Raw genomic sequence first — 16,559 nt, 5'->3', positions numbered from 1 at the left:
GCGGGTGGGATTGACGGCCGGCTTACGCGATGTCATTCTGCCGAAAGTTGCCGTTGAGGACGGCCATAATTTCAGGAGGTGCTCCGTGATGGCCAGAGGGGTCTTCATGGCGGGCGCGCTCGCGCTGTCCCTGCTCGTCACCGGCTGTGTGGCGGGAACGTCGTCCGAGGGCGCCGCGGTCGCCGACGACCAGCCCTTCGAGGGCGAGGTCGAGTTCTGGACGATCAATCTGAAGAAGAACTACAGCGACTTCATCACCGGCCTCATCGACGACTACCGCAAGCAGCACCCGAAGGTCACGGTCAACTGGGTCGACGTGCCGGGCCAGGAGAGCGCCACCAAGCTGCTGGCCGCCGTGGCCAGCGGCGACGTCCCCGACGCCGTCAACATCTCCTCCCTCGACCTGGGCAGGTTCGCTCCCTCGCTCAGCCCGCTCGAGGACTACTTCAAGCCCGCCGACCTGGCCGACTTCCAGCCCAACCTGGTCGAGCCGCTGCGCATCGACGGCAAGCTCTACGCCGTGCCCTGGTACAACGGCGGCGCCCCCGTCGCCATGTACCGCAAGTCGGTGCTGGAGAAGGCGGGAGCCGATCTCGGCAAGCCGCCGACCAGCTACGACGAGGCGCTCGCCCTGGCCGACTCGGTCCACGACAAGACCGAGGTCTACGGCATGAACGCGATCCCCGACCACAACGCGCTGCGTTACTACGGGATCAAGCTGCTGTCCGACGACAAGAAGAGCGCGGCGTTCAACACCCCCGAGGCCGTCGCGATCCTGGAGAAGTTCAAGAAGAGCTACGACGCCAAGGGCATCGCGCCGGGCGCCGTCTCCAAGGACATCCGCAACCTGCCGCAGACGCTCGAGAACGGCCAGATCGCCTTCAAGGCCACGGCCAACGCCGCCGAGCTGCTCAACATCCAGAAGAACGCGCCCGAGGTGTACGAGGACCTGGTCGTGACCCCGCCGGTCAGGATGAGCACGGGCGGCTTCCTGCTCCTGGCCCAGCAGGCCTTCTCCATCCCCAAGGCCTCCAAGCACAAGAAGGCCGCCGCCGAGTTCATCAAGTTCTTCACCAACGGCGCCAACCAACTGGCCTTCTGCAAGATCGTGCCGATCTACCCCTCGACCGTCTCCTCCACCAAGGACCCCTTCTTCTCCGGCAGCGACGGCGACGACCCGATGTCCGTCGCGCGAAGCGTGATCGTGAAGGGCCTGCCCGAACTGGAGTACACCCCGATCGGCACCGCCAAGGACTCCGAGCTGGGCGAGCTCCTCTCCGAGGAGGTCAGGGCCTACCTCACGGGAACCAAGAGCGCCAAGGAGGCGCTCGACACAGCAGAGAAGCGATGGAATGACGCACTTGCCTCCTAAGCTCAGGGTCGGGATCGTGGGCGCCGGGATCATGGGCCGCGGCCACGCCGAGGTCCTCTCCGCCCACCCCGACGTCGAGATCACCGCGGTCTCCAGACGACCCCTGGAACACGCGGAGTCCGCGACCGTCCACGCCGACTACCGCGACCTGCTCGCCTCGGGTACGGTCGACGCCGTCTCGATCACCACCCCCGACCACCTGCACGCCGACGTGATGGTGGCAGCGGCGCGGGCCGGCGTGCACATCCTGGTCGAGAAGCCGTTCACCACGACCGTGGAGGACGCCGACCGCGCGGTGGCCGCGATCAGGCAGGCGGGCGTGGTCGCCATGTGCCTGTTCAACCACCGCTGGGTGCCCGCCTACGCGCAGGCCAAGGAGCAGATGGCGCTGGTCGGCGAGCCCGTCGTCGGCTACGCCCGCAAGGACGACACCATCCACGTGCCCACCGAGATGATCGGCTGGGCCGACAGGACCACCAGCGCCTGGTTCCTCTCCAGCCACGACATCGACCTGGTCACCTGGCTCTACGACGATCACGTGGTCGAGGTCTTCGCCACCGCGAGGTACGGCAAGCTGCGCGGCATGGGCATCGACACGCCGGACGCGATGCAGATCCAGGCCCGTTTCAGCAGGGGAGCGGTCGCCACCTTCGAGTCGGCGTGGATCTATCCCAACACCTTCCCGACCATGGTCGACAGCTACGTCACGGTCGTCGGCGAGGACGGGGTGATCCAGCTCGACCGCCAGAAGGAGAACATCCAGCTGGCCACCTCGAAGTCCTACACCTACCCGCGCAACATGCTCCAGCGCGTCGTCCACGGGGTGCCGGCGGGCGCCTACCGCGACGCCATCCACCACTTCGTCGACTGCGTGCGCACCGGGGCCGAGCCGTTGATCAGCGTGGAGAGCTCGCGCCACGTCACCGCCGTCCTCGCCGCCGCGCACGAGTCGGCCCGCACGGGAGCGCCGGTGAAGCTCTGATGTCCTCCTCGATATCGGTGGAGAAGGCCCCGCACGTGCATCCCACGCGCATGCGGCACATCCCCGACGACGACCTCTTCGCCGCGCTGGGCGGCGACAGCAGGGCGTGGCGCAGGCGCCTGCCCTTCCCCGCGGGGCTCCCGGCGGCGGGGGCCGACGCGCTGCTCGGCGCCGAGGTGGACTTTCTCGACAAGGGCCACGGCCGCTCCCGCCTGTACGGCTTCCACTACCTGCGCTGGATGACCCCGCTGGTCGCCGCCTACGCCGAGAGCGGGGACCAGCGCTACGCCGACGAGTGGGAGCGCCTGTTCCGTCAGTGGTACGCCAGCCGCGACCTCGTCGAGGGCGACTGGCCCGGTCTCGACGTGGTCTGGTACTCCCTCGGCGTGTGCGCCAGGTCGATGTACGTGACGCAGGCGCTGGCCGTCCTCGGTGAGGCGGTCGGCGAGGAGTGCTGGAAGGAGATGATGAAGACCGTCCTTGGCGGAGCCCGCTGGGCCGCTGAGGAGCACGACGAGTTCAGGCACGGCAACTGGCAGTTCGCCACCGTCTGCGAGCTGCTCCACACCGCGAGGGTCTTCGAGGAACTGCCGGAGGCCGAGGGCTGGGCGCAGATCGCGAAGGCCCGCATCCACGAGCACCTGGAGCGCGACGTGCGCGCCGACGGCGGGCACCACGAGCGCTCGCCCGGCTACCACGGCATGTGCCTCGACGCCCTCAAGCGGGCCGCCGCCGTGGAACCCGAGCTGGCCGCCCACCCGCGCTACCTGGCCATGCAGGACTGGCTCGCGGCCCTCATGACCTCGGGCGGCTGGGTGCCGCACCTGCAGGACAGCGGCATCGTCTGGCCCGAGGGCGTCGAACCGGCCGAGGGCTCGCTGAACCTGGAGGCCAGCGGCTACGCGGTCTTCCGTTCGGACATCTTCCACACCGTGATCAACTACGGCCCGTACGTCGGCCACGAGCTCGAGCCGCACAGCCACCACGCCGCGCTCGACTTCGTGATCTCAGGATGGGGTGTGCCGCTGGCGTGGGAGGCGGGCGGCCCGCCGTCCTACGACGACCCCGGCTACTACGACTGGTACCAGGCGACCAGGGCGCACAACACGCTGCTCGTGCCCGGCCACGACTACACCGAGGACCGCAGGGCCGCCTGCGACCTGTTCAGCACCACCCGCGAGCTGGATGTCTTCAAGGGGCACCACCACGGCTACCCCTCCCGCCACGACAGGACGATCGTCTTCGTCCGCGACCAGGGCTACTGGGTGATCACCGACCGGATCGAGGCGGAGGCGATCTGGCAGGTGCACGGCCTGTCCCCCTGGGTACGGCACGGCGACGGCTACGTCAGCGAGCGCGGCCCCGGGCTCCTCGTGGTGCCCCTGGAGCCACCGGAGCAGGTCGTGCTCGGGAACGGTCCCGCCAGGATCCCCGACCCCGTGACCAGGACGGCGGAGTACGGCGAGATCCACTCGCTGGGCCTGCGCCGCCGCGACGGCAGGTTCACCGTCGGGCTCTTCCCCTTCACCGACGAACCTCCCACGATCCCCGACGGATGGACGGTCCATGCTGATCGACGCTGACGCGATGCTCGGCCGCTACCCGCGCAGGCACGTCGGCGAGGGCACGGTCGCCGAGACGCTGGACAGGATGGACCGCTTCGGCATCGCGGAGGCCGTGGTGAGCCACACCCTGTCCTGGCTGCACGACCCGCACACCGGCAACCTCAGGCTGCTCGACCTGGTCGTGGGGGAGCCGAGGCTGCGTCCCTGCTGGGTGCTGCTGCCCGACACCTGCGGCGAGACGGGCTCGGCCGCCGCGTTCACGGCCGCGGCGCTGGAGGCGGGGGTCGGCGCCGTGCGCGCCTACCCCGCCGACCACGGCTACGACCTGGCGGGCCGCGACGCCGCCTCGATGCTCCACGCCCTCGCCGAGGCGCGGCTGCCGCTGCTGCTCGACGCGGCGCAGGTCGGCTGGCCGTCCATCGAGGCGATCGCGCGGACCCACCCCGAGCTGCCCGTCGTGGTCGGAGGGCTCGGTTACCGCGTGCTCAGGCAGGCGGCGGGCGTGCTGGCCCGCACCGCCAACGTCCACCTGGGGCTGGCCAACCTCTCCTCCCACTGCGGCCTCGAGTGGCTCGTCGAGCGCTACGGCGCGCACCGCGTGGTCTTCGGCACCGGCGCGCCGGTCAGGGACCCGGCCGAGTCGGTGACCAGGCTGCTGTGGTCGGAGCTCGACGACCAGTCCGTGGCCGCCATCGGGGCCGGCAATCTGCGCGGCCTGCTGCGCGAGGAAGCGAGGGCGGCGTGAACGCCCTGGCGGCGGCGGTGTGGAAGCGCGAGCCGCAAAGGGCCCTGCGGATCGTGGACGCGCACGCGCACGCGGGGCCGTACAGCCTGTTCTTCATCCCCGACGCGGGCAGGGGCGGGCTGGTGAGGGTGATGGACAGGTGCGGGGTGTCGCACGCCGTCATCTCCAGCCACCTGGCGATCCAGCTCGACGCGGCCGAGGGCAACGCGCAGACGGCCGAGATCGTCGCGCAGGCGGCGGACAGGTTCACCGGGTACCTGACCGTCAACCCCTGGCAGGACCCCGCGGGCGAGCTCGACAAGTGGGGGCGCGATACGCGCTTCGGCGGGATCAAGCTCCATCCCGACCTGCACGACTACCCGCTCACGGGCCGGCGGTACGCCCCGGTGTGGGAGTTCGCTCAGCGGACGGGGTGCCCGGTGCTGACGCACACCTACGACGGCTCGCCGTACAACGACCTGCCGATGGTCGACGAGGTGGCCGCGCGCCACCCCGGCGTGGTGATCCTGGCGGGGCACGCGGGGGCCACGCCGCTCGGCTTCGACGCCGCCATCGAGGTGGCGCAGCGGCGGCCCGGCGTGGTGCTGGAGGTGTGCGGGTCCTTCAACACCGGCGCCGACATCGCCACAATGGTGAGAGAGGTGGGCGCCGACCGGGTGGTCTACGGCTCCGACTTCCCCTTCATCGACCTGCGGATGTCGCTGGGACGGGTAATCTTCAGTGGCCTCCCTGAGGAGGATCGGGCGGCGGTGCTCGGGGGAACGATGACCCGCCTGCTTCAGTGGCGATCCGGACTGGGGTGATCACGATCATGGATCGGTTGCGTTCAGAGGCGCGGTCCAGGGTGGCGATCGGGGTCGTGGGGCCGAGCGATCTGGTCGAGGAGATCATGATGATCGGTGCCGACCTGCCGGGCGCCGCCGACTGGCGCCTGGTCGGCGCCCCGCACGCCGGAGAGCACGAGACCTACGAGAAGTTCTCCAGGATCGCCGACAGCATCGACGTCGTGCTGTTCACAGGACCGCTCCAGCACGACCTGGCCAGGCAGGCGGGCGAGTTGCCCGTCCCCGCCACCCACGTGCCGATGAGCGGCGCCAGCCTCTACGCCAGCCTGCTGCGCGGCGTGCTCACCCAGGGCATCGACCCGGCCAGGGTGAGCATCGACTCCCTGCCCGCGGCGGACGTCGACGAGGCCTACGGCGAGATCGGGGTGAGCACCGAGGGCGTGCACCTGTCGGAGTACGACCAGCCCGAGTCCGCCCGCGGATTCGCCGCCTTCCACGAGCAGCTCTACCGCCAGGGCGCCACCACCGCGGCGCTGACCACGATCAGGAGCGTGGCGGGGAAGCTGGCCGCCGAGGGCGTCCCCGTGCTGCGCATGCTGCCCACCTCCCACACGCTGCGGCTGGCGCTCAACACCGCCGCGCTGCTCGGCACGGGCAGCAGGCTGGAGGAGTCGCAGATCGCGATCGTCGTGGTCGAGCTGGCCGCCTCGGCCAGGCCCACCTACTCGGGTCCTGGCAACTACTGGCAGCAGGAGCTCAAGCTGTCGCTGCACCAGTCGCTGCTGGCCGACGCGCGGCTCATGGGGGCCACGGTGACGGCGCGCGACGAGAACAGCTACGTGGTGACCGCGACCGTCGGCGCGCTCGCGCAGGCCACGGACGGCTTCAGGGTCGCGCCGTTCATGGACAGGATCAGGGCGGACGCGGGCGTGGCGGTCGAGGTCGGCATCGGTCTCGGCACCACCGCGCGCGACGCCGACTCCAACGCGATGGTCGCGGTGGAGAAGGCGCGGGGGGTGGGCGCGGCCGCCGCCTACCTGGTGGGCGGCGACGGGGTGGTGCTGTCGCTGCCGCTGCGCCAGCGCAGGCGGGTCGAGAGCGAGCCCGTGGTCGCCACCAAGGCGGCCAAACTGCTCGAACGGCTGGTCGAGGCGTTGGGTGACGGGCCGCTCGTCGTGGACGCCGAGACGGTGGCAGAGGTGCTGGAGATCGCGCCTCGCAGCGCGCGCCGGGTGCTGCAGAGCCTGGCTGAGGAGGGGCTGGCCTGGCCGATGCCCCCGGTGAAGGGCACCCAGGCAGGACGGCCCCGCCAGCCGTACCGGCTGGTGAAGGGGTAGCGGGCATCGCCGTCAGGTCCGGGGGCCGCTCCCGGCCAGCAGGGCGAGCGCCGTCGCGGCGAGCTGCTCGGCGCTTCCCTCCGCCACCTGGCTGGCCAGCACCTCGTACTCGGTCCTGCGGTAGGCGTCGGCGGTCGGCAGGTAGCCGGGATAGCCGTTGACGTAGCCGAGCACCACGGTGGGGCACGGCGCCGCTTCGGCGATCTGGTCGGCGACGGCCAGGAACGGCTCGCCTGGCAACCCCACGAGGGCGAGCCCGCCGACCCTTGCGACCCCCACCTCGGCGTCGATCGCGCCCGCCTCGGCCGCGGGCGTGTGGCGCGCCCGGAGTCCTTCCACCCGGCTGCGCGCCAGCCTGGCGGAGACCGGGTCGCCCGCGGCCTCGGCCCTCTCCAGATCGGCGGCGAGCGACTCCGCGTCGGCCGCCACGGCGGCGCGTGCGAGCGCGATCCGCCGCCTGGCGGTGCCGACCCGCGACCCCGCGGCCCACACCCGCCCTCCAACCGCGCGCCGCGCTCCCTCACCGCCCCGGCCAGGGCCACCGGAGTGAACCCCACCCGAGTCGCCCCCACCCGAGTCGGCCCCACCCCTGTCGGGCCCGCCCGAGTCGGCCCCACCCCTGTCGGGCCCGCCCGAGTCGGCCCGGGCCGTGTCGGTCAGGAGGTCGAGGCAGCGGTCGGCGACGACCGCTCCCAGCCGGTCCAACTCAGCGGCATCCTGCCCGCGCCTGGTGTGCCTGGTGCTGATGTCACCCGCCGCGCCCGTGGCGACCACCACCCACACACCTGGCCCCAGCCGCTCCTTCAGCGCTCTCCGCACGGCGCCCGCCAGATCCGCGCTGACCAGCAGGTTGGTGGCGGGCAGCACGGTCGGGTGGACGGGCAGCACCACCACGACCCCTGCCAGCCCTCCGTCGCGGACCGCGATGACGTCCAGCGGCACCACCGCCTCGGCCTGCGGCCTGCTGCGGTCGGCCCCGACCCCCCGCAGGTCGCCGCGGAGGGCCACCCCTTCGCTCGGCCGTTCACTGTCCACAGCCCTGTGGACGGCGGTGCGAACCGCCTCGGCGACCAGGTCGAGCCACGGTTCGGGGGTGGGCCCGCCCCCCGGCACGCATCCCGTCTCCGGCCCCGCGTGCGTGTGGGTGGCCGCCAGCCACAGCTCGCACCCGGCCGCTTCCCTGGCCCGCTCGGCCAGGTCGTCGTTGACGCAGACGAGATCCGCGACGGCCAGTGCGAAGCGGCGCTCCCCGTCGGACCAGGTGACGGCACTGACCTCGAGCGGATCGAGCGTCCCCACCGACGGCCCCTGCCTGTCGAGGTAGCCGCCCATCGGCGTGCCCTCGGGCACGGCCAGCCCGGCGCTGCCGTATCCCACGTTCATCGCCCGGCTCATCGGGTCACCGTCCTGATCATCGAGTCGTAGACGCCGGGGTCGTCGGCGGCGGCCAGCAGGGCGGCGCCGGCCAGGCTGTCCCCTGCGGGCGGCTGGAGGCGCGCCAGGGGCAGGTGCGCGGCCAGCTCGGCCCCGAACGCGGCCCGCAGCCGGGAGTCCCGCAGCAGCCTGCCGGTCCAGGCGACCGGCACCACCTGCCCGTCCTCCGAGAAGCAGCGGGCGGCGGCGGCCACCGTGGAGGCCAGCTCGCGGCCCGCCTCCGAGACGATGGCCCGCGCAGTGGCATCGCGCTCGGCCAGCTCGAACACGTGGACGGCGAAGCGCGCGATCCGCGCCACCGCGTCGGGCGACAGGTAGAGCAGGCCGGGCAGCTCCGCCAGATCGCCCCAGACCGCCTGGGCGCGCTCGGTGAGCGCTCCTGCCTCGGCCCTGCCGTCGAAGCCCCTGTACGCCGCGTCCAGCCCCCGGCGTCCGATCCAGAACCCGCCGCCCGCGTCGCCGTAGAGGTAGCCCCAGCCGTCCACCTGCCTGACCGTGTCGGCCACGCCCAGCGCGATGGCCCCCGTGCCCGCTGCGAGCACCACGCCTCTGCCTCCCGCGAAGGCGCCCGCGTGCGAGGTGACCACGTCGGTGGTGATCATCACGCGCTCGGCCATGGCGAGCAGGCCGTCGGCGAGCGCGTCGTGGTCGTCGAGGAGCGTTGTCAGGCCCATGCAGATCGTGCCGAGCCCCCTCCATCCGGAGCCGATCCGCTCCAGCACGGCCTTCGCCGGGGAGCCCTCGGCGTACGACAGGCCGGGCGCCCGCCTGATCTCCTCGACGCGGCCGCGCGAGCAGAGCGCCAGGCGCAGGCCGGTCTGCCCGCCGTCGATCGCCAGGTCCATCTGGCCTCCCTTGGTCCTGATGAGGTGGTCCTGATGAGGTGAGGTGAGGTGGTCGCGGTCAGGGCCGCAGCCCCGCCCTGCGGTACTCGGTGGGGGAGCAGCCGACGTGCCGCCTGAACGCGCCGCGCAGCGCCTTCGCGCTGGGGTATCCGGTGCGCGCGGCGATCACGTCCACGGGCAGCGCCGTGGTGGTGAGCAGCCGGCGGGCGTGGCGCAGCCGCAGCCCTGTGAGGTGCCGCAGGAAGGTCGTCCGCCGCTCCTCGGCGAACAGGTGCGAGATGTAGAACGGGCTCGCGCACACCGCCTCGGCCACGGTCGACAGCCGAAGCCCCGGATCGGTGTAGTGCTCGGCCAGATACGTCTCCGCCAGCGCCAGGATGTCGGTGCGCGCGGGGGGCGGCATCAGCCGTCCCAGCGTCTCCCTCAGCCAGATGTGCAGGTAGGAGCGCTCGTGGATGTCGCCCACCGTCACGATGTCCTCGATCGGCAGCCGGGCGCAGGCCTCCACCCAGTCGGTCGAACCGTCCGGCAGCCGCGAGCGGTTGACCACGTCCACGACGAACAGCAACTCCCCGATGAGCCAGTTGCGCAGCGTCCCGGGATCGACGTCGCGTTCGCTCGCGCACCTGTCCACCCATCCGGCCAGCAGCCCCGCCGCGCCGTTGCGGTCACCGGCCCGCACCCGCCTGGTCAGCTCCTCCTCGATCCGCACAGGAGGTGACAGCGCGCCGCGAGCCGCGGAAGCCTCCGAAGAGATCACCCTGTCGCCGCCGAGCACCAGCTTGTAGTCGTTGGCCAGGCGCGCCTCCCTCTCCGCCTCCCTCTGCGCCTCCTCGTGGCCGAGGCGGGGGACGCCGAGGCTGACCGTGGCGGTCCAGGCCGTCTCCCTGACGATCCTGGCCCGCACCTCCTCGGCCAGCGCCGTCGCCTCCGACATCAGCGCCTCGGGATCGGCCCCCGTCAGCATCACCAGCCACTCCTCGGGCGGCTGCGGCCTGCAGGTCACACCGGGACGGCCGAAGGCCGCGGCGTGCACCGCGCGGTCGGCTCTCCGGAGCTGGCGGCGAGCCCACACCTGCCCCTGGGCCTGCGAGGAGGCGATGAAGTCATCGATGTCCACCAGCGCGGCGACGGCATAGCTCATGCCTCCACTTTAGGCGGACCGAAATTTGACCGTATTCACGAGCGTGCCGACTCCCTCGACCGTCGCCCGCATGGTGTCGCCGTCCTTGAGCGGAGCGATCCCCGCGATGGTCCCCGTGGCGATGAGATCGCCCGGCATCAGCGTCATCCCGTCGGACAGGTCGGCGATGAGCCGTGGGATGCCGAACACCATCTGCTTGGTGTTGGCCCGCTGCCTGACCTCGCCGTCCACCTCCAGCGTCAGCTCCAGCGCCTGCGGATCGGGCACCTCGTCCACGGTGGCCAGGTAAGGCCCCGCGGGGGCGAAGGTGTCGAACCCCTTGGACTGGTCCCACGGCACGTTGCGCCCGATGTTGACCAGTTGCAGGTCGCGCGCCGTCATGTCGTTGACGACGGTGTATCCGGCGACCGCCTCCCTCCACCGCTCGGCGGGCAGGTCTCTGGTGACCTTGCCGATGACGACGGCCAGCTCCACCTCGTGCTCCAGGTGGCTGGTCCGCGCGGGGGCGACGACCGGCCGGTTGTGTCCGGTCAGCGCGGACGGCGGCTTGAAGAACAGGACGGGCTCGGGCGGCACCTCCATGCCGCTCTCCTCGGCGTGCGCGACGTAGTTCAGCGCCAGGCAGCAGATCTTCGTGCAGGTGGCCACGGGCGGCTCGAAGACGACGGCCGCCTCGTCGAGCACGGGCCTGCGCGAGGCGACCTCCTCGCTCAGACGGGACAGGCCGTGGGAGTCCAGCAGGGCCACGGGGTCGTCGGTGCCGAGATCGGCCAGGCTGACCAGCCCGCCGTCGCGCAGGGCGACCAGTTCGACGGGGGCGGAGGGGGTGCGCCGGATGCGTCCAAGGAACATGCCAGCAAGCCCACCAGCGGGTGCGAGGAGCCACAAGCACCGAAATTTGCGCTGACGACCCACTTCTTGCCCTCCTGCTTGTCGCCGGGCGACAGGCGGCCCTTTGATGGTCGCCATGACCCGCTCTCTGGACGTCAGCCGCGACCTCTACGCCACCGCCCAGCGCTTCATCGCGGGCGGCGTCTCCAGCGACGCCCGCCGTAGCGCAGGCGTGCCTCTCTACGTCGACAGGGCCGCGGGATCGCGCCTGTGGGACGTGGACGGCAACGTCTATCTCGACTACGTCCTGGGCCAGGGGCCCGCGCTGCTCGGCCACTGCCCGCCCGCCGTCGTCGAGGCCGTCACCGCGCAGGTCTCGCGCGGCATCGTCTACTCCGCCCAGCACGCCGCCGAGGCGCGGGTGGCCGAACGCCTGTGCGCGATGGTGCCCTCCGCCGAGCGGGTCCGCTTCAACACCGTGGGCTCGGAGGCCGCGCACGCCGCCTGGCGGCTGGCCCGGGGGCACACGGGGCGGCCGAAGATCCTCAAGTTCGAGGGCCACTACCACGGCTGGCTCGACCCCGTCCTCTACAGCGTCCATCCCTCGCTGGAGGCGGCGGGCCCGGCCGAGGCACCGCTCGCCGTCCCCGGCACCGCGGGCCAGCCACCCGCCGCCGACCTGGTCGTGGCGCCGTGGAACGACCTGGAGGCGCTCGCCCGTCTCATGGACGACCAGATCGCCGCCGTGGTCATGGAGCCCGTGCTGTGCAACACCGGCGCCATCGAGCCCGATCCCGGCTACCTGCGGGCCGTGAGGGAGCTGTGCGACAGGAACGGCAGCCTGCTGATCTTCGACGAGATCATCACCGGCTTCCGCCTGGCCCCCGGAGGCGCGCAGGAGTACCTCGGCGTCCACCCCGACCTGTCGATCTTCGGCAAGGCCATGGCCGGCGGCATGCAGGTCTCGGCCCTGGCGGGACGCGCCGACGTGATGGACACCATCTCCACGGGCAAGGTCGCGCACGCGGGCACGTTCAACTCCCAGCCCGTCGGCATCGCCGCGGCGGAGGCCACCCTGCGCATCCTCGACGAGCAGCGGGAGGAGGTCTACGGCACCCTGTACGCCCGTGGCAGGGCGCTCATGGAGGGACTGAGGGAGGCGGCGGCGAAGGCGAGCGTCCCCTTGCTGGTGGACGGCCCCGGGCCGGTCTTCCAGACGTACTTCACCGAGGAGGAGTCGGTCAGGAACTACCGCGACTTCGCCCGCACCGACAGGGCCAGGATGGCGCTCCTGCACGCCGCGCTGCTCGAGCGCGGCGTCAACATGGTGCCGCGCGGCCTATGGTTCCTGTCCACGGCCCACACCGAGGCGGACGTCGCCGCCACCGTCGAGGTCTTCGCTGACGCGTTGCGGACCCTTCCGTTCGGTTGAGATCACCAGCGCCACGCCGACCAGGATGACCAGCCCGCCGATGAGGATCCGCGGGGTCACCGGCTCGCTCAGCACGAGCGCGCCCAGCGCCACGGCCACCGCGGGGTTCACGTACGCGTAGGTGGACACCAGCGAGATGGGCGCGTTGCCCAGCAGCCACACGAACGAGGTGAACCCCACCAGGGAGCCCACCAGGATCAGGTAGACCAGGCCCACCCACGAGCGCCCCGAGATCTGCGCGAGGTCCAGGTGCTCGCCTGTCGCCGTGCCGAGCAGCAGGAGTCCCACGCCGCCGACCAGCATCTCCACGGTGCTGGCGGCGAACGGGTTGGACGGCATCGAGACGCGGCTCGAAAGGAACGACCCCACGGCCCACGACAGCGACCCGAACAGGACCACCATGATGCCGATGGTCGAGCTCGCGCCGCCGTCGCCGGTCAGGGACAGCGCCGCGACGCCGCCGAGCCCCACCAGCACCCCGGCCAGCGTGAGGACCTTGGGCCTGTCCCTGACCGCGAACCTGAACACCACCAGCCAGAGCGGCACGGAGGCGACGAGCAGCGCGGCGAGGCCGGTCGAGATGTGCTGCTCGGCGACCGCCAGGAGCCCGTTGCCGAAGGTCAGCAGCAGCAGGCCGGCGACGGCCGCCCCGACGAACTCCCTGCGCGTCATCCTGAACACCGCCGTGCCCCTGCGGGCCACCAGGAAGGCGCCCAGCAGCACCCCCGCGGCCACGAAGCGCATGGCGCCGCTGTACATGGGCGGAATCGTCTCGACCGCGACGGCGATGCCGAGATACGTCGACCCCCACACCACGTAGACGATCCCCAGCGCGATCCAGACGAGGAGCCGTCTGTCAGTGGCGTTTTGTCCCATAGGTGCTTACCTTAGCCGCACCCGGTTCTCGGGGGTCAGCGGTGGGTCAGCACGTTGACGATCCGCCCGTTGGGGTCGCGGACGAAGAAGCGGCGCACGCCCCATGCCTCGTCGGTGAGCGGGTGGACGATCTCGGCCCCGGCCGCCACCACGGCCGCGTGCACCGCGTCCACGTCGGACACCTCGACGCTGAAGTCGGGCTGGAGCGGCGCGGAGGCGTCGTGGCCGATGAGTGTCACCTGCGCCGTCGGGTTGTCCGGCGCGGCCATGGTCACCACCCAGCCGAGGTTCATGACCTCCTCGAAGCCGAGCAGGCCGTAGAACTCGCGGCTGTCGTCGATCGCCTCACTGCTGATGTCGGGCACTACCCTGCGGATGCTCATGCCTCCATCCTCGCGGCATGCCGTGCCGAAGGGGTCCGTCGCCCCTGAAAAGGGGAAGGGGGGCGACGGACCGGATCACCTGGACCCCAGCTTCTCCACGATCAACCGGTAGAGCTGTCGTGGACGGCCGGGCTGGGGCGTGCGGTTCGGCGGAAGCGGCCACGCGAGTCCCTCGTCAACCAGCGTGCGCAGCAACCGCCGAGCGGTGCGCGGGGTGACCCCGAGCATCTTCCCGGCGCCCTCGGCGTCGACGACCGTGTCGCCGCCCTCCAGCTTCGCCGCCAGCCTCGCGAGCACCTCGATGCCCTTCGGCTTGAGCGGCGTCGACCCCTGAGGCGGCATCCTGGGCGCTGGGATCAGCGCCCGCCCCTCGCGGTCGACCGCGAACCCCTGCGCCTGCTTGCCCGCCTGCGAGCGGGCCAGCGCGGCGCGTGCGTGGGATTCGGCGTCATGAGTGGTACGGCCCATGCCCACGCCCACCTCGACCGCCAGCCCCAGCTCGTCGCGGATCCTGGCGGCGAAGGGCAGCACCCTGAAGCCGTCCGTCGCCGAGGCGATCGAGCCGCGGGTGGCGGTGACCAGGTAGCTGTGGTCGTCGATGGGCCAGACCGTGGCGTTGATCCTGTTGGCCTCCTGGACCAGCAGGCGGTGCAGTGACAGGCGCAGCTCGTCGCGCCAGTAGCGGGGCGCGGCCCTGCGCACGGGTTCGCGCAGCGTCGGCACCTCCACCAGCACCACGGTCAGCTGCGACTCCTCAAGCCTGTGGTGGGCGCCGAGCAGCGCCGCGGTATGCAGCGCGGTCCGCACGGCGGCCGAGGTCGGCCTGATCCTGACGACGGGGACCCCCGCCGTCTGCAGCCGGTCGGCGACCGCGGGCAGGCACGTGAGTGCCCCCGTGGTCGCCCCCTGTCTCGCCAGCCGTTCGTGGTAGGCCGCGATCGTGCCGGTGGCGCCCGGCTCGTCGCGGCTGTGCACGTCGGTGGCGGGTATCCCCAGATCGGTGTAGGCCTCCTCGACGTCGGCGCGGGCGACCACGTCGATGCTCACCCGCTGGGGGTCGAGCCTCGGGTCGATGGCCGCCTTGGCCAGCGCCGCGATCAACGCCGCCCCGCCGAGCTGGACGTACGTCGCCGGCATCGTCAGAACGCCGGAACGCCTCGCCAGATCGTAGGGGACAGGGCTGGCGAAAAGGCATGCGTCAACCCCTGGCCCGAGCCTCGTGACCTTGTCCGCCGCCTCCTGCTCGTCGCGGTAGGCGGCGGCGACGAGGCGGCAGGGCAGGGGCGCCGCGGCGTGGCCCATCAACATGACGCGTTCGACCAGATCGTGAGGTCCGACCACGCCGATCGTGAGGTCCGGTGTCATGGCGCCCGGGCGTGACACTCGGGGAGGCTCTTCGGTCCGCTCGACCAATGTTCGTCCCATCCTGCCGTCCATTGCAGTGCTCTCTTTTGGAACGATCGCTCGCGAGGGCCATAATGTCACGCCCAAATTTTCCAGAAAGTCGCCCTGGAAAGAGTTTAACCAGGTCAGCGCTACGAAACCTCGCGAATAATATCCGCGCCCAACGCCCGCATTCGTTCGGCCAGATGCGCATGGCCGCGGTCGATGAGATAGCCGGACTCGATGACGGTCTCGCCTTCGGCGGCGAGCCCCGCCAGAACGAGTGCGATTCCTGAGCGGAGGTCGTGCGCCGTCACCCTGGTGCCGACGAGCGGGGTGTGGCCGTGGACGGTGGCCGCGTTGTCCTTCACCCGCACATCGGCGCCCATCTTGTTGAGCTCGCCCGCGAGTGCGAAACGGCCGTCGAAGATGCGCTCGTGGATGTAGCTGATGCCGTCGGCGAAGCAGGCCACGGTCATCATCGGCGACTGCAGGTCGGTCGCGAACCCGGGATAGGTGTCGGTGATGACGTTGATCGGCTTGAGCGGGCTGTTGTGGCAGCGGACGTTGAGCACCGCGCCCTGAGTGCGGAACTCGACGCCCATCTGCTCCAGCTTGTAGCGCACGACACCCAGGTCGAGGCCGGTGCCGACGAGGCTGAGCTCGCCGCCGGTGATGGCCGCCGCCATGGCGAACACGCCCGCGTCGAGCCTGTCGGGCATCACGGTGTGCTCGACGGCGTGCAGCTCGGTGACGCCCTCGACGGTGATGAAGCCGGTGCCGCCGCCGCGGATCTTCGCGCCCATCTTGGTGAGCATGTCGATCACGTCGAGGACCTCGGGCTCCAGCGCCGCGTTCTCGATCACGGTGGTGCCGCTGGCCAGGGCCGCGGCCATGATGAGGTTCTCGGTGCCGGTGTGGCTCGGGGTGTCGAGGTACAGCGTCGCGCCGGTCAGGCCGGACGACTTGACGTGGATGACGGTCTCGCTCTCGTCCACGATCGCGCCGAGGCGCTTGTAGCCGAGGTAGTGGAAGTCGAGGTTGCGGCTGCCGAGATTGCAGCCGCCGACGCCCTCGACCACGGCCTCGCCCAGCCGGTGGAGCAGGGCGGGCGTGAACAGCACCGAGCCGCGGAAGCGCCTGGCGATCTCGGCGGGCAGCACGGGGTTGGTCAGCCTGGAGGCGTCGATCACCAGCGTGCGTTCGGCCTCGTGCAGCTCCACATGCGCCCCGATGGCCTGCGCGAGTTCGACCGCGCGGCGGACGTCCTCGATGATGGGGACGTTGCGCAGGACCGTACGGCCCTTGGCCGCGAGCAGGGCGGCCCCGATCATGGGCAGCACGGCGTTCTTCGCGCCCTGGATGAACGCGGTTCCACGCAGTGCGTTGCCACCGCGCACGCGGTAACGGACCATTCGCTTCTGCTCTCCTCGGAAGAATGTGTT

At 71.4% G+C, this 16,559-nt stretch carries 15 protein-coding genes; 7 read left to right on the top strand and 8 right to left on the bottom strand.

Annotation, left to right across the window (positions count from 1 at the left end; genetic code table 11):
* Window positions 1-88: 88 nt before the first annotated feature.
* The 6 genes from FHR33_RS25510 to FHR33_RS25485 are packed head-to-tail and all read left to right on the top strand — an operon-like array spanning window position 89 to window position 6,786.
* Window positions 89-1,372 carry an ABC transporter substrate-binding protein gene (locus FHR33_RS25510; RefSeq protein WP_183652532.1) on the top strand — a complete coding sequence of 428 codons (1,284 nt, stop codon included), beginning with the start codon at window positions 89-91 and terminating at the stop codon, window positions 1,370-1,372.
* Complete coding sequence (locus tag FHR33_RS25505; protein WP_376773221.1) at window positions 1,362-2,354, top strand: Gfo/Idh/MocA family protein; 993 nt, start codon at window positions 1,362-1,364, stop codon at window positions 2,352-2,354. Before FHR33_RS25510 ends, FHR33_RS25505 begins: the two co-directional genes overlap by 11 nt.
* Complete coding sequence (locus tag FHR33_RS25500; protein WP_183652526.1) at window positions 2,354-3,937, top strand: heparinase II/III family protein; 1,584 nt, start codon at window positions 2,354-2,356, stop codon at window positions 3,935-3,937. Before FHR33_RS25505 ends, FHR33_RS25500 begins: the two co-directional genes overlap by 1 nt.
* Window positions 3,921-4,664: an amidohydrolase family protein gene (locus tag FHR33_RS25495; protein ID WP_183652523.1), complete on the top strand. Its 744-nt coding sequence runs from the start codon at window positions 3,921-3,923 to the stop codon at window positions 4,662-4,664. The genes FHR33_RS25500 and FHR33_RS25495 overlap by 17 nt, the downstream gene beginning before the upstream one ends.
* Window positions 4,661-5,467, top strand: a complete 807-nt coding sequence (locus tag FHR33_RS25490; RefSeq protein WP_183652520.1) for an amidohydrolase family protein — start codon at window positions 4,661-4,663, stop codon at window positions 5,465-5,467. The genes FHR33_RS25495 and FHR33_RS25490 overlap by 4 nt, the downstream gene beginning before the upstream one ends.
* A gap of 8 nt (window positions 5,468-5,475) precedes the next feature.
* On the top strand, window positions 5,476-6,786 hold the full coding sequence (locus tag FHR33_RS25485; RefSeq protein ID WP_183652517.1) for a GTP cyclohydrolase IIa: 1,311 nt from the start codon (window positions 5,476-5,478) through the stop codon (window positions 6,784-6,786).
* A gap of 12 nt (window positions 6,787-6,798) precedes the next feature.
* On the opposite strand, the gene FHR33_RS25480 is transcribed toward FHR33_RS25485, so the two are convergent.
* Genes FHR33_RS25480 through FHR33_RS25465 form a run of 4 tightly spaced genes read right to left on the bottom strand, consistent with a single transcriptional unit; the run spans window position 6,799 to window position 11,061 of the window.
* Window positions 6,799-8,169, bottom strand: coding sequence for a hypothetical protein (locus FHR33_RS25480; protein ID WP_183652514.1), 1,371 nt, complete (start codon window positions 8,167-8,169; stop codon window positions 6,799-6,801).
* Window positions 8,170-8,177: 8 nt separating this feature from the next.
* Window positions 8,178-9,065, bottom strand: a complete 888-nt coding sequence (locus tag FHR33_RS25475; RefSeq protein WP_183652510.1) for an N-acetylglucosamine kinase — start codon at window positions 9,063-9,065, stop codon at window positions 8,178-8,180.
* 58 nt (window positions 9,066-9,123) lie between these two features.
* Window positions 9,124-10,209 (bottom strand): helix-turn-helix domain-containing protein, encoded by a 1,086-nt coding sequence (locus FHR33_RS25470; RefSeq protein ID WP_183652507.1) that lies wholly within the window; start codon window positions 10,207-10,209, stop codon window positions 9,124-9,126.
* 9 nt (window positions 10,210-10,218) lie between these two features.
* Window positions 10,219-11,061, bottom strand: a complete 843-nt coding sequence (locus FHR33_RS25465) for a fumarylacetoacetate hydrolase family protein (RefSeq protein ID WP_221241240.1) — start codon at window positions 11,059-11,061, stop codon at window positions 10,219-10,221.
* A gap of 115 nt (window positions 11,062-11,176) precedes the next feature.
* Between FHR33_RS25465 and FHR33_RS25460 the strand changes: the two genes are divergently transcribed.
* Entirely contained in the window at window positions 11,177-12,472 is a 1,296-nt protein-coding gene (locus FHR33_RS25460) for an aspartate aminotransferase family protein (RefSeq protein WP_221241239.1), read from the top strand.
* Here FHR33_RS25460 and FHR33_RS25455 read toward each other — a convergent pair.
* The 4 genes from FHR33_RS25455 to murA form a co-directional block, all read right to left on the bottom strand.
* Window positions 12,380-13,348, bottom strand: a complete 969-nt coding sequence (locus FHR33_RS25455) for an EamA family transporter (RefSeq protein WP_183652504.1) — start codon at window positions 13,346-13,348, stop codon at window positions 12,380-12,382. The two genes, FHR33_RS25460 and FHR33_RS25455, sit on opposite strands and share 93 nt — an antisense overlap.
* Before the next feature lie 35 nt (window positions 13,349-13,383).
* Window positions 13,384-13,731 carry a VOC family protein gene (locus tag FHR33_RS25450; RefSeq protein ID WP_183652501.1) on the bottom strand — a complete coding sequence of 116 codons (348 nt, stop codon included), beginning with the start codon at window positions 13,729-13,731 and terminating at the stop codon, window positions 13,384-13,386.
* A gap of 75 nt (window positions 13,732-13,806) precedes the next feature.
* Window positions 13,807-15,096: a transcriptional regulator gene (locus FHR33_RS25445; protein WP_183652498.1), complete on the bottom strand. Its 1,290-nt coding sequence runs from the start codon at window positions 15,094-15,096 to the stop codon at window positions 13,807-13,809.
* A gap of 170 nt (window positions 15,097-15,266) precedes the next feature.
* On the bottom strand, window positions 15,267-16,529 hold the full coding sequence (murA, locus tag FHR33_RS25440; protein ID WP_183652495.1) for a UDP-N-acetylglucosamine 1-carboxyvinyltransferase: 1,263 nt from the start codon (window positions 16,527-16,529) through the stop codon (window positions 15,267-15,269).
* Window positions 16,530-16,559 lie beyond the last annotated feature (30 nt).

It is taken from the genome of Nonomuraea dietziae, assembly GCF_014195505.1.
In the GTDB taxonomy this organism is placed as follows: Bacteria; Actinomycetota; Actinomycetes; order Streptosporangiales; family Streptosporangiaceae; genus Nonomuraea; species Nonomuraea roseola.
The sequence above is the reverse complement of the archived record's forward strand: the minus strand, read 5'-3'. Positions and strand labels throughout refer to the sequence as shown.

Coding starts and splice junctions, on each gene's coding strand:
- FHR33_RS25470 (WP_183652507.1), bottom strand. CDS start 10,209: ATGAGCTATGCCGTCGCCGCGCTGGTGGACATCGATGACTTCATCGCC.
- FHR33_RS25450 (WP_183652501.1), bottom strand. CDS start 13,731: ATGAGCATCCGCAGGGTAGTGCCCGACATCAGCAGTGAGGCGATCGAC.
- FHR33_RS25480 (WP_183652514.1), bottom strand. CDS start 8,169: ATGAACGTGGGATACGGCAGCGCCGGGCTGGCCGTGCCCGAGGGCACG.
- FHR33_RS25475 (WP_183652510.1), bottom strand. CDS start 9,065: ATGGACCTGGCGATCGACGGCGGGCAGACCGGCCTGCGCCTGGCGCTC.
- FHR33_RS25495 (WP_183652523.1), top strand. CDS start 3,921: ATGCTGATCGACGCTGACGCGATGCTCGGCCGCTACCCGCGCAGGCAC.
- FHR33_RS25455 (WP_183652504.1), bottom strand. CDS start 13,348: ATGGGACAAAACGCCACTGACAGACGGCTCCTCGTCTGGATCGCGCTG.
- FHR33_RS25465 (WP_221241240.1), bottom strand. CDS start 11,061: ATGTTCCTTGGACGCATCCGGCGCACCCCCTCCGCCCCCGTCGAACTG.
- FHR33_RS25500 (WP_183652526.1), top strand. CDS start 2,354: ATGTCCTCCTCGATATCGGTGGAGAAGGCCCCGCACGTGCATCCCACG.
- FHR33_RS25510 (WP_183652532.1), top strand. CDS start 89: ATGGCCAGAGGGGTCTTCATGGCGGGCGCGCTCGCGCTGTCCCTGCTC.
- FHR33_RS25460 (WP_221241239.1), top strand. CDS start 11,177: ATGACCCGCTCTCTGGACGTCAGCCGCGACCTCTACGCCACCGCCCAG.
- FHR33_RS25485 (WP_183652517.1), top strand. CDS start 5,476: ATGGATCGGTTGCGTTCAGAGGCGCGGTCCAGGGTGGCGATCGGGGTC.
- FHR33_RS25445 (WP_183652498.1), bottom strand. CDS start 15,096: ATGACACCGGACCTCACGATCGGCGTGGTCGGACCTCACGATCTGGTC.
- murA (WP_183652495.1), bottom strand. CDS start 16,529: ATGGTCCGTTACCGCGTGCGCGGTGGCAACGCACTGCGTGGAACCGCG.